This is a genomic window from Streptomyces fulvoviolaceus (genome assembly GCF_000718165.1).
Lineage (GTDB): Bacteria > Actinomycetota > Actinomycetes > Streptomycetales > Streptomycetaceae > Streptomyces > Streptomyces fulvoviolaceus.
In genome coordinates this window covers 37,287-50,969 of the sequence record NZ_JOEY01000029.1, presented here as the reverse complement: position 1 = coordinate 50,969, position 13,683 = coordinate 37,287, and the positions used below count along the sequence as shown (strand labels likewise).

14 protein-coding genes and 1 tRNA gene are annotated in these 13,683 nt (G+C 69.5%); 8 read left to right on the top strand and 7 right to left on the bottom strand.

Going from position 1 to position 13,683, the window contains the following annotated elements; genetic code table 11:
* The first annotated feature begins 15 nt into the window (after nucleotides 1-15).
* From IG08_RS0129680 to IG08_RS0129645, 8 genes are all read left to right on the top strand, one after another.
* Nucleotides 16-738 (top strand): YcnI family copper-binding membrane protein, encoded by a 723-nt coding sequence (locus tag IG08_RS0129680; protein WP_030609113.1) that lies wholly within the window; start codon nucleotides 16-18, stop codon nucleotides 736-738.
* A 74-nt stretch (nucleotides 739-812) separates the two neighbouring features.
* A complete protein-coding gene (locus IG08_RS0129675; RefSeq protein WP_030609111.1) occupies nucleotides 813-1,469 on the top strand; it encodes an SCO family protein in 657 nt (218 codons plus the stop codon).
* The gene (locus IG08_RS0129670; RefSeq protein ID WP_030609109.1) at nucleotides 1,466-1,909 is read left to right on the top strand and encodes a copper chaperone PCu(A)C; all 444 of its coding nucleotides are present in this window, start codon (nucleotides 1,466-1,468) and stop codon (nucleotides 1,907-1,909) included. The genes IG08_RS0129675 and IG08_RS0129670 overlap by 4 nt, the downstream gene beginning before the upstream one ends.
* 13 nt (nucleotides 1,910-1,922) lie before the next feature.
* Nucleotides 1,923-3,818 carry a copper resistance CopC/CopD family protein gene (locus IG08_RS0129665; protein WP_030609106.1) on the top strand — a complete coding sequence of 632 codons (1,896 nt, stop codon included), beginning with the start codon at nucleotides 1,923-1,925 and terminating at the stop codon, nucleotides 3,816-3,818.
* Between the two features lie 8 nt (nucleotides 3,819-3,826).
* The gene (gene efeB / locus IG08_RS0129660) at nucleotides 3,827-5,119 is read left to right on the top strand and encodes an iron uptake transporter deferrochelatase/peroxidase subunit (RefSeq protein WP_030609103.1); all 1,293 of its coding nucleotides are present in this window, start codon (nucleotides 3,827-3,829) and stop codon (nucleotides 5,117-5,119) included.
* 79 nt (nucleotides 5,120-5,198) lie between these two features.
* Nucleotides 5,199-6,131 carry a prephenate dehydratase gene (pheA, locus tag IG08_RS0129655; protein WP_030609100.1) on the top strand — a complete coding sequence of 311 codons (933 nt, stop codon included), beginning with the start codon at nucleotides 5,199-5,201 and terminating at the stop codon, nucleotides 6,129-6,131.
* A 540-nt stretch (nucleotides 6,132-6,671) separates the two neighbouring features.
* Nucleotides 6,672-7,949 (top strand): serine--tRNA ligase, encoded by a 1,278-nt coding sequence (serS, locus tag IG08_RS0129650; RefSeq protein WP_030609097.1) that lies wholly within the window; start codon nucleotides 6,672-6,674, stop codon nucleotides 7,947-7,949.
* A complete protein-coding gene (locus IG08_RS0129645) occupies nucleotides 7,946-8,749 on the top strand; it encodes an HAD family hydrolase (protein WP_030609094.1) in 804 nt (267 codons plus the stop codon). The genes serS and IG08_RS0129645 overlap by 4 nt, the downstream gene beginning before the upstream one ends.
* Before the next feature lie 28 nt (nucleotides 8,750-8,777).
* On the opposite strand, the gene IG08_RS0129640 is transcribed toward IG08_RS0129645, so the two are convergent.
* From IG08_RS0129640 to IG08_RS0129610, 7 genes are all read right to left on the bottom strand, one after another.
* Entirely contained in the window at nucleotides 8,778-9,305 is a 528-nt protein-coding gene (locus IG08_RS0129640) for a phosphoribosyltransferase family protein (protein WP_030609091.1), read from the bottom strand.
* An 84-nt stretch (nucleotides 9,306-9,389) separates the two neighbouring features.
* A tRNA-Ser gene (locus IG08_RS0129635) sits at nucleotides 9,390-9,477 on the bottom strand.
* A 268-nt stretch (nucleotides 9,478-9,745) separates the two neighbouring features.
* Nucleotides 9,746-9,982 (bottom strand): SGM_3592 family protein, encoded by a 237-nt coding sequence (locus IG08_RS0129630; protein WP_030609089.1) that lies wholly within the window; start codon nucleotides 9,980-9,982, stop codon nucleotides 9,746-9,748.
* Nucleotides 9,983-10,076: 94 nt separating this feature from the next.
* Entirely contained in the window at nucleotides 10,077-10,796 is a 720-nt protein-coding gene (locus IG08_RS0129625) for an ABC transporter permease (RefSeq protein WP_030609087.1), read from the bottom strand.
* 10 nt (nucleotides 10,797-10,806) lie between these two features.
* A complete protein-coding gene (locus IG08_RS0129620; protein WP_030609084.1) occupies nucleotides 10,807-11,718 on the bottom strand; it encodes an ABC transporter ATP-binding protein in 912 nt (303 codons plus the stop codon).
* Nucleotides 11,715-12,617 carry a membrane protein gene (locus IG08_RS0129615; protein WP_030609081.1) on the bottom strand — a complete coding sequence of 301 codons (903 nt, stop codon included), beginning with the start codon at nucleotides 12,615-12,617 and terminating at the stop codon, nucleotides 11,715-11,717. Before IG08_RS0129615 ends, IG08_RS0129620 begins: the two co-directional genes overlap by 4 nt.
* The gene (locus IG08_RS0129610; RefSeq protein WP_030609079.1) at nucleotides 12,607-13,572 is read right to left on the bottom strand and encodes an ABC transporter ATP-binding protein; all 966 of its coding nucleotides are present in this window, start codon (nucleotides 13,570-13,572) and stop codon (nucleotides 12,607-12,609) included. The genes IG08_RS0129615 and IG08_RS0129610 overlap by 11 nt, the downstream gene beginning before the upstream one ends.
* Nucleotides 13,573-13,683: the final 111 nt, after the last annotated feature.

Here is a 13,683-nt window from a genome sequence, read left to right as displayed (position 1 = left end):
GTGGAGTGCTCTTCCATGAAGGTTTCTCGTCTCGCCGCCACCGGCGCCCTCGCCGCCTCGGCCGTGGTCGTCCTGTCCTCGCCCGCGTTCGCCCACGTCAGCGTCTCGCCCGAGGGCACCGCCGCCAAGGGCGGTTACGCCGTCATCGACTTCAAGGTGCCCAACGAGCGCGACAACGCCTCGACCACCAAGCTCGAGGTCAACTTCCCCACCGACCACCCGCTGGCCTCGGTGATGACGCAGCCGATCGCCGGCTGGGACGTCAAGGTCACCAAGTCCAAGCTCGACAAGCCGCTCGAGCTGCACGGCGAGCAGATCTCCGAGGCCGTCACCAAGGTCACCTGGACCGCGACCGGCGACGGCATCGAGCCCGGCTCCTTCGAGAAGTTCCCGCTCTCCGTCGGCGCGCTGCCCGAGGACACCGACGAACTCGTCTTCAAGGCGATCCAGACGTACTCCAACAAGGACGTCGTCCGCTGGATCGAGGAGCAGAAGGAGGGCGAGGAGGAGCCCGAGACACCGGCCCCGGTGCTCACCCTGTCCGCCGCCTCGGAGGACGGGCACCACGGCTCCACGGAAGAGGCTTCCGACGAGACCGAGGCAGCAGCAGCCACCACGACCGCCCCCGCCGACAGCAGCGACACCACCGCGCGCGTGCTCGGCGTGGTCGGCATCGTCGTCGGCGTGGTGGGCGTGGGGTACGGCGTGCTCGCCGGCCGTCGGCGCACCAACGCCTGACCCGTTTGTCCGCGGTGCGCGCACCGGGTCGACCCCGGTGCGCGCCGGCACCACCACATCTGGGACATTTTTCTATGCGCAAGAAGACGTTCGCCGCGGCCGCGCTGCTCGCCGCCGCCACCCTGACCCTCTCCGCCTGCGGCAGCGGTGACGACAGCGGCTCACCGGTCACCGTGGTGTCCGAGGAAGCCGGCTCCGACAAGGCCGCCACCGTTCTCGACCAGCCGTTCGAGAAGCCGGACCTGGTGCTCACCGACACCCAGGGCGAGAAGTACGACCTCCGCAAGGAGACCAAGGGCAAGCCGACGCTGATCTACTTCGGCTACACGCACTGCCCCGACATCTGCCCGCTGACGATGAACAACATCGCCGTCGCCAAGAAGCAGCTGCCCAAGTCCGAGCAGGACAAGCTGACCGTCGTGTTCGTCACCACCGACCCGGACCGCGACACCCCCACCGAGCTCGGCAAGTGGCTCAAGGGCATCGACACCCAGTTCGTCGGCCTGACCGGCGACTTCTCCACCATCCAGGCGAGCGCCCGCACCCTCGGCATCTCCATCGAGCCGACGCACAAGGACAAGAAGACCGGCAAGACCGTCTCGGTGCACGGCACCCAGGTCGTCGCGTTCTCCCCGAAGACCGACGCGGGGTACGTCCTCTACGGCGAGGACGCCACCGTCGACGACTACACCAAGGACCTCCCCAAGATCATCAAGGGGGCGAACCCGTGAGGCGCCCGGTTCTGCCTCTGGTGGTGCTGACCGGGGCCCTGGCCCTGACCGGCTGTTCGGACTCCGACAGCGGCGGCATCTCCGTCTCCGGCGCCTACATCCCACAGCCGGTCTCCGCCGACATGGCGGCCGGCTTCCTGACCATCGCCAACGACAGCGGTACGAAGGACGAGCTGACCTCGGTCACCAGCGACGACGGCGAGGTCACCATGCACGAGACGGTCGGCGGTGCGATGGAGGAGGTCTCTCGACTTTCCCTCCCCGCACACGGTCAACTCGTGTTCAAAAGCGGCGGCAACCATCTGATGTTCGACAAGCTGAAGAGCAAGCCGAAACAGGGTCAGACGGTCTCCGTCGAACTCCACTTCACCAAGTCCGACCCCGTCGTCGTGAAGATGCCGGTGAAGTCGGCGACATACGTCCCGAAGACCGGACACTGAGGGAGGGACCACCTTGACGCAGACCATCGCCCCCCGCGTCCGGACCCTGGTACTGCTGCTCCTGGCCGCGACCGGCCTGCTGCTCGCCACCGCCGGACCCGCCTCCGCGCACGCCGCGCTCACCGGCAGCGCCCCCCAGCAGGGGGTGGTGGTCGACAAGGCACCCACCCAGGTCTCGCTGACCTTCTCCGAGAAGGTCGCCCTGTCGAGCGACTCGCTGCGCGTCCTCGACCCCAAGGGCAAGGCCGTCCAGCAGGGCAAGCCGACCAACCTGAGCGGCACTACGTACGCCGTGCAACTCCACAGCGGCCTGCCCGACGGCACCTACACCGTCACCTACCAGGTCGTCTCCGCCGACAGCCACCCCGTCGCCGGCGCCTACACCTTCTCCGTCGGCGCCCCCTCCACCACCTCCGTCTCGGTCTCCTCCGGAGACACCGCGGGCGGCGGGGTCGTCGGCTGGCTGTACGGATTCGGGCGGTACATGTCGTACGCCGGTTTCATCGTCCTGGTCGGCGGGGCCGCCTTCGTCCTCGCCTGCTGGCAGCGCGGCTCCGGTGTGCGGGTCATGCAGCGGTTCGTCGTCTCCGGCTGGCTGACGATCACCGCGGCCACCCTCCTGCTGCTGCTCCTGCGCGGCTCCTACACCGGCTCCGGCAAGGTCGGCGACATCTTCGACCTGAACCTGCTCGGAGACGTGCTGCAGACCAAGACGGGCGCCGCGCTGGTGTCCCGGCTGCTGCTGCTCGCCGCCGCCGCCCTGTTCATCGCCGTGCTCTTCGGGGCGTACGACAAGCGGGAGGACGAGGAGAAGCGGGACCTGACCTTCGGGCTCGCGGTCGGCGGTACGGTCGTCGCCGCCGGGCTCGCGGCGAGCTGGGCCATGGCCGAGCACGCCTCGACCGGGCTGCAGCCGGGCATCGCGATGCCCGTCGACGTCGTCCACCTGCTGGCCGTCGCGGCCTGGCTGGGCGGGCTGTCCGCACTCCTCGTGGCCCTGTACCGCTCGGACACCCCGATCGAGGCCACTGCCGTACGACGTTTCTCGACCGTCGCCTTCGGCAGCGTCGTCGCGCTGGTCGTGACCGGCGTCTACCAGTCGTGGCGCCAGCTGGGCTCCTGGTCGGCGTTCACCGAGACCCGGTACGGACAGCTGCTGCTGGTCAAGATCGGGCTCGTGGCGCTGCTGGTCGGCATCGCGTACATCTCGCGGCGCTGGACCTCGCAGCTGGCGGACACCGTGGTCCAGCGGAGCAAGCAGGCGCCGCAGAAGGAGCGGGTCGCCGCCGGCGGTGCGAAGGGCTCGAGCAGTGCCAAGCGCGCCACCCAACTCGCCAGGCAGCGCGCCGCGATGGACGCGGCACAGCAGAAGCGGACGCGGGACGCCGACCCGAACCGGTTCGGGCTGCGCCGCTCGGTGCTCGCCGAGGCGGGCGTCGCCGTCGTCCTGCTGGCCGTGACAACCGTGCTGACGCAGACCGAGCCGGGGCGCACGGAGGAGGACGCGAAGGCGGCCACGTCGTCATCCTCGTCCTCCTCGTCCTCCGCATCCGGGGACGCGTCCTCCGGGGCGCTGACCCTGGACATGTCCTTCGACACCGGCGGCGAGGACGGCAAGGGCGTCGTGACCGTCGACCTCGACCCCGCGCGCGTGGGCGGCAACGAGATGCACGTCTACGTCCAGCGCCCCAACGGCCGCGCCTTCGACGTCCCCGAGGTGAAGGTCGCCTTCACCCTGGAGTCCAAGAAGATCGGGCCGCTGCCCGTCAACCCCGACCGCATCGCCACCGGACACTGGTCGGCAACCGGCGTGCAGATCCCCATGGCGGGCGACTGGAAGGTCGCCGTGACCGTGCGCACCTCCGACATCGACCAGACGACCGTCTCCAAGAACGCGCAGATCGGCTGAACCGCACCATGGCTGAACAGTCCATTCCGGAGACTCGAACTCCCCTCGTGGAGGGGGGCGCCTCCGCTTCGGGGGAAAGCCCCTCCGTCGAGGGCCTCTCGCGGCGGAAGCTGCTCGGCACCGCCGGTGCCACCGGGCTCGTCCTCGGCGCGGCGGGCGGGGCCGTGGGCTATGCCGCCCGGCCCGCCGAGGCCACCCCGCTCACCTCGCTGGGCGCCGATGAAGCGATGTTTCACGGGAAACATCAGGCCGGCATCACCGAGGGCCTCCAGGCCCACGGCCATGTCGTCGCCTTCGACCTGGCGGCGGGCGCGGGCCGCAAGGAGGCGGCAGCACTGCTGCGCCGCTGGTCGGAGACGGCCCGGCGGCTGATGGCGGGCGAGAGCATGACGCAGGACGACACAGACGTCGCCCGGGACGCCGGCCCGTCCTCACTGACGATCACCTTCGGCTTCGGCCACAGTTTCTTCGCCCGCACCGGGCTGGAGAAGCAGCGCCCGGTCGCCCTCGACCCGCTGCCCGACTTCTCCTCCGACCACCTCGACAAGGCCCGCAGCAACGGCGACCTGTGGGTGCAGATCGGCGCCAATGACGCCCTGGTCGCCTTCCACGCCCTGCGCGCGATCCAGAAGGACGCGGGCAGCGCGGCGAAGATCCGCTGGCAGATGAACGGCTTCAACCGCTCACCGGGCGCCACCGCCCACCCCATGACGGCCCGCAACCTGATGGGTCAGATGGACGGCACGCGCAATCCGAAGCCGACGGAGTCCGACTTCGACGAGCGCATCTTCGTCCCCGCCTCGGGGGATCCGTCGTGGATGGCGAACGGCTCCTACGCCGTCGTACGGCGGATCCGCATGCTCCTCGACGACTGGGAGAAGCTCTCGGTCAAGGCCCAGGAGCAGGTCGTCGGGCGCCGCAAGTCCGACGGGGCGGCGCTGTCCGGGGGCACCGAGACCACCGCGATGGACCTGGAGAAGACGGACGCCAAGGGCAACCTGGTGGTCCCCATCAACGCCCATGCCCGGATCACCCGGCCCGACCAGAACGGGGGCGCGGCGATGCTCCGGCGCCCCTTCTCCTATCACGACGGCTTCGACGCGGACGGCGTGCCCGACGCCGGCCTCCTCTTCATCTGCTGGCAGGCCGACCCGCTGCGCGGCTTCGTCACCGTCCAGCGCAAGCTCGACCGCGGGGACGCCCTGTCCCAGTACATCCGCCACGAGGCGAGCGGCCTGTTCGCGGTGCCGGGCGGGGCGGCGGAGGGGGAGTACGTGGGGCAGCGGCTGCTGGAGGGGTGACCCCGACCCCGGTCGCTCTGTCGGGTGGCTGCCGTGAGACGTGTGGGCCGGGTTCCGCAAGGCCCATTAGGGTGAGGTCATGCCAGCGAGTTACGCGTATCTCGGCCCCGAGGGCACCTTCACCGAAGTCGCCCTGCGCACGCTTCCCGAGGCGGCCACGCGGGAGCTGATCCCGTACGTGTCCGTGCAGTCCGCGCTCGACGCGGTGCGCACCGGCGAGGCCGAGGCCGCGTTCGTGCCGATCGAGAACTCCGTCGAGGGCGGCATCACGACGACGCTCGACGAGCTGGTCGCCGGCGCGCCGCTGATGATCTACCGCGAGGTGCTGCTGTCGATCACCTTCGCGCTGTTGGTCCGGCCGGGCACCAAGCTGTCGGACATCAAGACGGTCTCCGCGCACCCGGCCGCCCAGCCGCAGGTCCGCAACTGGCTCAAGAGGAACCTCCCCGACGCCCACTGGGAGTCGGCCGCCTCGAACGCGGACGCCGCCCGCCTCGTCCAGGAGGGCCAGTACGACGCCGCCTTCGCGGGCGAGTTCGCGGCCGCCCGCTACGGCCTCGAGGCCCTGGAGACCGGGATCCACGACGCGGAGAACGCCCAGACCCGGTTCGTGCTGGTCGGCCGGCCCGCCCGGCCCGCCGCCCCGACCGGCGCCGACAAGACCTCCGTCGTCCTGTGGCAGCGCGACGACCACCCCGGCGGCCTGCGCGACCTCCTCGGCGAGTTCGCCACCCGGGGCATCAACCTGATGCTGCTGCAGTCCCGGCCCACCGGCGCGGGCATCGGCAACTACTGCTTCTGCATCGACGCCGAGGGCCACATCTCCGACCGCCGGGTCTCCGAGGCCCTGATGGGGCTCAAGCGGATCTGCCTGGAGGTGCGCTACCTCGGCTCGTACCCCCGTGCGGACGTGGGAGTCGAGGACGTGCGCACGCCGCGGCTCGGAACCTCGGACGAGGAGTTCGTGACGGCGGCGGACTGGGTGGCGCGGTGCCAGGACGGGCGTTTCTAGCAGGTTTCCGACCGCGCCTACCTGCATATTTTAGTTATCCACAGAAGTTATCCACAGGTTGGCTTCTCGACCTGGGGACAAGTCGACAACGAAGTGCCACTCAGTCGACAAATCGGCCTACAGCCCTCAAGTTCGTCCACAACCCCGTAGGTCACTCTTCGTCCACGCGTTTCCCTGCCGCCATCCTTTGGAGCGACGCATTTCCACCCGAAAGTGGGTGTGACGCCGGTTTGGGACGGGAATTCTTCGCTCCACACACCCGACTCGGAATGATCACTTCCGACGTCCACAGATCTTTCGCACACCCTGTGGATAACTTTTCTGGGCTGTGGATTTCTGTGGACGAAGAGCACCTCAAGTCCCGCTCCGCACAAGGGAATCGAGTCAACCAGGCGCCCACCGCATACCCCGTCCCAGGGAGTGAGACGCTTTTTATTGACACGCTCGGCAATTGCCGCATAACGGAACGTAAGCCGCTATTCGGTGCACCGCGGAATAGTGAGTCGTGAGCCGTCACCCCGCACCGGTAGCCTTGACCGCGTGATTGACCTTCGCCTGCTCCGTGAGGACCCCGACCGAGTGCGCGCGTCGCAGCGCGCCCGTGGAGAGGACGTCGCGCTCGTCGACGCCCTCCTGTCTGCCGACGAGCGGCGCAGGTCGTCCGGCGTCCGCTTCGACGAGCTGCGTTCCGAGCAGAAGGCGCTCGGCAAGCTCATCCCCAAGGCCTCGGGTGACGAGAAGGCCGAGCTGCTGAAGAAGACGGGGCAGCTGGCCGCCGACGTCAAGGCTGCCGACGCCGAGCAGCACGAGGCGGACGAGGAGACCAAGCGGCTCGCGCTGCAGCTCGGCAATCTCGTCCACCCCGACGTCCCGGTCGGCGGCGAGGAGGACTTCGTCGTCCTCGAGACGCACGGCACCATCCGCGACTTCGGCGCCGAGGGCTTCGAGCCCAAGGACCACCTGGAGCTCGGTGAGGCGCTGGGCGCCATCGACGTCGAGCGCGGCGCCAAGGTGTCCGGCTCGCGCTTCTACTACCTGACGGGTGTCGGCGCGCTGCTGGAGCTCGCCCTCGTCAACGCGGCGATCGCGCAGGCCACCGAGGCCGGCTTCATCCCGATGCTGACCCCGGCGCTGGTCCGCCCGCGCGCCATGGAGGGCACCGGCTTCCTCGGCCAGGCCGCGGAGAACGTGTACCACCTGGAGAAGGACGACTACTACCTGGTCGGCACCTCCGAGGTCCCGCTCGCCGCGTACCACATGGACGAGATCCTCGACGCCGACAAGCTGCCCCTGCGCTACGCCGGCTTCTCGCCGTGCTTCCGCCGCGAGGCCGGGACGTACGGCAAGGACACCCGCGGCATCTTCCGGGTGCACCAGTTCGACAAGGTCGAGATGTTCTCGTACGTCACTCCCGAGGACGCCGAGAACGAGCACAAGCGGCTCCTGGAGTGGGAGAAGCAGTGGCTGACCGGCCTCGAGCTGCCGTTCCAGGTCATCGACGTGGCCTCGGGCGACCTCGGCGCGTCGGCGTCCCGCAAGTACGACTGCGAGGCGTGGATCCCGACCCAGGGCAAGTACCGCGAGCTGACGTCGGCCTCCAACTGCGACAGCTTCCAGGCCCGCCGACTCTCGGTGCGCCAGCGCGACGGCAAGAAGGTCCAGCCGCTCGCGACGCTCAACGGCACGCTGTGCGCCGTACCGCGCACGATCGTGGCGATCCTGGAGAACCACCAGCTGGCCGACGGGTCCGTGCGGGTGCCGGAGATGCTGCGGCCGTACCTGGGCGGGCGTGAGGTCCTGGAGCCGATCGCCACGTGAGCCAGTCCTTTCCCTACCGTCTGATCGCGACCGACCTCGACGGAACGCTCCTGCGCTCCGACGAGTCGGTCTCGCAGCGCACCCGTGACGCGCTCGCCGCGGCCACCGCGGCGGGCGCCGCCCACATCGTCGTGACGGGCCGCGCGGCCCCATGGACGCGGCACATCCTCGACGACCTCGGCTACGACGGTCTCGCGGTCTGCGCCCAGGGCGCACAGGTCTACGACGCCGGCGAGCATCGCCTGCTGACCTCGGTGACTCTGGACCGGCAGCTGGCCGGGGTGGCGCTGGCCAAGATCGAGGCGGAGGTGGGCCCGCTGTTCCTGGCCGCCAGCCGTGACGGTCTGGACGGCGAGGTGCTGGTGGGGCCGGGTTACGCGCTGGCCGGCGAGCTGCCCACGACCCCGTTCACCGAGGCGTCCGACCTGTGGACCGCCCCGCTGAACAAGATCTACATACAGCATCCGGAGCTGTCGGACGACGAGCTGGCGGAGGCCTCACGGCAGGCGGCGGGCGGTTTCGTGACCGTCGCGATGGCGGGCGCGGGCATCGTGGAGCTGCTTCCCCTCGGCCTGTCCAAGGCCACGGGACTGTCCTTGGCCGCCCGCCGGCTGGGCCTGAAGGCCGCGGACACGATCGCCTTCGGCGATATGCCCAACGACATCCCGATGTTCGGCTGGGCGGCTCGCGGCGTGGCGATGGCCAATGCCCACGAGGAACTCAAGGCCGTGGCCGACGAGGTGACGTCCTCTAACGAGGAGGACGGGATCGCGGTGGTGCTGGAGCGGTTGCTGGGCTGACGACGGCCGGCGCTGAGGCTCTGAGGGGCTATTGCGGAAGGTCGGTGAAGGCCAGCAGCGCCCGAACCGGCCCGACCGCGTCTCTGCGCTCCGCGGGCAGCTGGTCGACGATCACGCTGCATCCGGCCCATTCACCGCCGCATTCCGCGACCATGTCCCGGACCGCGGCTGCCTGTTGCCCGGTCTCGATCCAGTCGTCGACGAGCAGTACCCGGTCCCCGGCGCGCACCGAGGACCGCTGGATCCGCAGGCGGTGCCGCAGTCCGCGGTAGTCCGGCGGCGCCTCGCGCTCGGCCTTCTTCCCGGGGAACAGGCCCTCTCCCTTGCGGACCGGGACGAAGCCGACGCCCAGCTCGACCGCCGCGGCCGCGCCCAGGAGAAAGCCCCGGGACTCGACTCCGCAGACCGCCGTGACTCCGGCGTCCCTGAACGGCTCGACCAGGGCCTCGACCACCGCCGCCAGCGCCTCGGCGTCCCGGAACACCGCCCATACGTCGGCATGGCCGCCGACCCAGGAGAAGTGCTCCAGGACGAGGTCACGCGCGGTCATGGTCATGCTGGTCCCGGTACTCCTGTCCATGTGCCCGGGCCCGTGGACCCGGGCAAGTCAACCCGACCAAGTCCCAGTGACAACGTCTCGCGGAGGATGCACGAATCGAACGTGCGCGGGCTTTCCAGGCCCGACCTGGGCTTAGCAAGCCCGTGCCTTACCACTCGGCCAATCCTCCGGGTGGGGCGGCCTCACGCGAGAGCGACATCGCGTGCTCGAAGCGGCCGCCCCGGGCAGCTCCCCGTGCGGAGCGGGTTCGACGGTGGCGTAACTACACCGGAACCCGCCGCGGGCTGCCCTGCAGGGAACTCGACGGACTGTCGTGCATGGACATCGTCGAGCACCTCCCCAGTCAGTGGCGCCGATACCGTCCGGCGTCTTGGACACAACCATCGTGCCTGTACGGCGAGTTGGGCGCCACCGATTAAAAACGGCCGTGTGTTCGCCTAACGCCGCCGCCACCTGCGCCGACGCTTGCTGAAGAACCACCCGGCGGGCGGCTCGTCGGAGCGCCAGGGCTGCGGCTCGGGCTTCTCGTTGCGCCAGCGGGCGGCGAGCATACGGGCCCGGGCGGACGGCTCGGCGGTCTCGGCGGAGCGTATGAAGTCCTCGTCCAGGACGAGGTCGTCCCACACTTCCCCGGACCGTCCACGACCGTCGTACTGCGCTGACTCGTCCGCCATCCCCGTCCTCCTAGCCGTACGTCCCCGTCTGCCCAGTGTGCCCGGACAGAGGTGAAGCCCCTGTCAATAAGCGGTGCGTCTGCTCCCCGCCCCTCTACTCCTCGCCCGCCAGCGTCAGCGTCCGCAGCTTCTGCCCCGCGTACCAAGTGGCGAGGACGGTCACCAGGACCAGCAGTACCGTCGCCGTCGTCAGCCCGACGTCCGAGGTCACCAGGTCCCCGCCGGCGACCTTGTGGGCCACGGCCAGCGACCACTGCTGGACGCTCAGCGTGCGCGCACCGGACACCAGGGAGCCGAACAGGGCCTCCCAGACCAGTGCGTAGACGAGCCCGAAGACCACGGCGTGCCGGGACACCGTGCCGAGCAGCAGGAAGAGCGCGGCGTACGCGATCGAGGAGACCAGCGCGGCCACGGTGTAGGCGACGGCGATCTGCTGGCCGTTGCCGTTGAGGATGAAGCCCGCGATCAGTGTCGGCAGCGCCGAGAACACCATCGTGACCGCGATCGCCACGATCAGCTTGGTGAAGATGATCGTCGGCCGTTTGATCGGCTTGGACAGCAGATACACCACGGAGCCGTCGTCGATCTCCGGTCCGATCGCGCCGGTGCCGGCGATGACGCCGATGATCGGCACCATCGTGGCGAGCGCGAGCCCGCCCAGCAGGTCCGCCGCCGTCTGGTCGTCGGCGCCGACCAGGCCACGCACGATCACGGAGATCACGATCAACAGCACGGGCAGCGCGCCGAGGATGAGGGCCCGGCGACGGCCGAGCAGGGCCCGGTAGGTGAGCCGGGCGACTGTGGGGTCGTACATCTGTGGCCTCCTACGCCGCGACGAGATACGAGAAGACGGACTCGAGGGACTCGTCGGACGGCGAGACCGTGAGCAGCCGGATGCCGTGGTCGCGGGCGACCTTCGGCAACAGGGCCGTGAAGCGGCCGAAGTCGACGGCCTGGATGCGCAACGCGCCCTCGGCGAGGTCGACTTCGATGCCGGAGGTGGACGGGTCGGCGATCAGCGCGGCCGCGAGGGCTCGGTCGTCGCTGGAGCGCACCAGGTAGCGGTGCGGCCGGTCGGTCATCAGGCGGCGGATCCTGCGGAAGTCACCGCTGGCCGCGTGCCTCCCCGCGACCACGACCTCGATGTGCCAGGCGAGTTGCTCGACCTCTTCGAGGATGTGGGACGAGAACAGCACCGTGCGGCCCTCGTCGCCCATGCGCCGCAGCAGGTCCATGAGCTGCATGCGCTGGCGCGGGTCCATGCCGTTGAAGGGCTCGTCGAGCAGGAGGAGCGAAGGGTCGTGGACCAGGGCGCTGGCCATCTTCACGCGCTGGCGCATGCCCTTGGAGTACGTCGAGATCTTGCGGTCCTGCGCGTACTCCATCTCGACCGTGGCCAGCGCCTTCTGGGCGGCCTTGGCACCGAGGCCGTGCAACTCGGCGTTGGCGACGACGAATTCGCGACCCGTGAGGAAGTCGTACATCGCCTCGCGCTCGGGGACGAGGCCGATGTGCTTGTAGATCTGCTCGTTGCGCCACACCTGCTGTCCGTCGAGGGTGACGGTGCCGGTGGAGGGGGCCAGGAAGCCGCCCATCATGTTGATCAGGGTGGACTTTCCGGCGCCGTTGGGGCCGAGGAGACCGGTGACGCCGGGGCCGATCGTCATGGTGATGTCGTTGACGGCGACCACGTTGCCGAACCAGCGCGAGACGTGGTCGATGTTGAGCGTGGTCACAGTCCGACCTTTCGGTAGCGGCGCAGCAGGAGGCCGTAGCAGGCGGCGATCAGGCCGAGGACGGCGAGGACATAGACGACGCCCTCCCCGTTCGACGGCCCCGCCGCGCCCGGGAACGCCGAGTTCGCGCCGAGGAACGCGGACTGTACGCCGTCGATGAGCGTGACCGGCGAGAACAGACCGATCCACGGGACGGCGTCGGTGGTGCCCTGGGCGTCGGCGATGGCCTGGAGGGTGGTGACCGCGCCGTAGGAGATGGTCAGTACGGCGATCACGGCCGCGATGCCGAAGCCGCGGCGCGGGGTGACCGACGCGATGACCAGGCCGATGCCGGCGAAAAGCAGTGAGAGCAGTGCCACGGACACGAGTCCCTGTGCGAATCCCTTGGTCTGGTCGGTGAAGTCGAGCTTGGCCAGCAGCGCGCCCACGTAGAGCACGAGCAGCGGGGCGGCGGTGAGGACGAACATCGCCGAGGCCAGCGCCGCGTACTTCGCGCGGACGTAGTCGGCGGTCTCGATGGGCCGCGAGAAGTACAGCGGCACGGTCTTGAAGCGCAGGTCGCGGGAGACGGACTGGGGTGCCTGCGAGGCGACGTACAGGCTGATGACGGCCTGCATGATGATCGCGTAGCGCGTGTAGTCGACCGGCAGGTCGTTGGCCTTGGTGGCGACCGCGACGGCCACCATGATGGCCGCGGGCACGCACATCACCACGAACAGCAGCATCGGCAGCACCTTGGACTTGACCGAACGGCCGAGGCCGTAGGAGCCGCGCAGGGACTGCGAGTAGAGGGAACGGGTGGCGTAGGCGCGGCCGAGGCGGGGGCCGTCGTAGCTGCGGTAGCCGATGTTGTGGATGCGGGTCTGGTCTCCCGCACGCGTGGGCTGCTCAACCGCCATGGCCGACCGCCTCCTTCCGTTCTGCGTCGCTGTCCTTGAAGACCTCCGAGATGTGGTGCCGGCGCTGTTCCATGCGCACCAGGCCGAGGCCGAGGTCGGCGACCACGTCGCGTACGACGTCGTAGGTCTCCTCGCCCTGCGCGGTGAGCAGCAGGATGTGTCCGGCGCCCGGCAGGCCGCTGTCCGCGTCGAGGACGTCCACCCCGCGCGCGTGGAGCGCGTCGCGCACCGCGTCGGTGCCATCGGGGTGCGCGTCGGTGTCGGTGACCTCGATGGCCAGGGTGGTCGTGTTCTGGGTGAAGTCGGTGGTGGAGCTGGAGCGCAGCAGCTTGCCGCCGTCGATGACGACCACGTGGTCGCAGGTGCGTTCCAGTTCGCCCAGCAGATGCGAGGTGACCAGCACCGAGATGCCGAAGTCCGCGTAGATGCGGCGGATGAGCGCGAGCATGTCGTCGCGGCCGACCGGGTCGAGGCCGTTGGTCGGCTCGTCCAGGAGGACCAGCTGCGGGTCGTGGACGAGTGCCTGCGCGAGCTTCACGCGCTGCTTCATACCGGTGGAGTAGCCGCCGATGGGGCGGTAGCGCTCCTCGTACAGCCCGACGTGGCGCAGCGTGTCCGCGGTGCGCTCGCGCGCGGCGGCGGGCGGCAGGCCGGACATCCGGGCCATGTGCACGACGAACTCGGTGGCCGAGACGTCGGGCGGCAGGCAGTCGTGTTCCGGCATGTACCCGACGCGCTCGCGGATGTCGCCGCCCTTGGTGGCGACATCGAGTCCGAGCACTTCGGCTCGGCCCTCGGTGGCGGGGGACAGACCCAGAAGGATCTTGATCAGTGTGGACTTGCCGGCTCCGTTGGCTCCGACGAGTCCGGTCACACCGGGTCCGACGTCCACGGAGAGCCGGTCAAGAGCGGTCACCCTGGGGAACCGCTTGCTCAGGCTTTCGGTCGCGATCACAGTCACGTCCTAGACGGTAGTGACCCGGACCACTCCGGTCGTCACCCCGCAGAGCTGTCTTGACGTCAGACTCCAGATGTACGGGGCCCTAGGGGTCACCCTGAGGTCGAA

Bases quoted from the DNA above. Each gene is read 5' to 3' on its own strand.
- IG08_RS0129680 (WP_030609113.1), top strand. From the start codon at position 16: ATGAAGGTTTCTCGTCTCGCCGCCACCGGCGCCCTCGCCGCCTCGGCC.
- IG08_RS0129675 (WP_030609111.1), top strand. From the start codon at position 813: ATGCGCAAGAAGACGTTCGCCGCGGCCGCGCTGCTCGCCGCCGCCACC.
- efeB (WP_030609103.1), top strand. From the start codon at position 3,827: ATGGCTGAACAGTCCATTCCGGAGACTCGAACTCCCCTCGTGGAGGGG.
- pheA (WP_030609100.1), top strand. From the start codon at position 5,199: ATGCCAGCGAGTTACGCGTATCTCGGCCCCGAGGGCACCTTCACCGAA.
- IG08_RS0129640 (WP_030609091.1), bottom strand. From the start codon at position 9,305: ATGACCATGACCGCGCGTGACCTCGTCCTGGAGCACTTCTCCTGGGTC.
- IG08_RS0129630 (WP_030609089.1), bottom strand. From the start codon at position 9,982: ATGGCGGACGAGTCAGCGCAGTACGACGGTCGTGGACGGTCCGGGGAA.
- IG08_RS0129625 (WP_030609087.1), bottom strand. From the start codon at position 10,796: ATGTACGACCCCACAGTCGCCCGGCTCACCTACCGGGCCCTGCTCGGC.
- IG08_RS0129615 (WP_030609081.1), bottom strand. From the start codon at position 12,617: ATGGCGGTTGAGCAGCCCACGCGTGCGGGAGACCAGACCCGCATCCAC.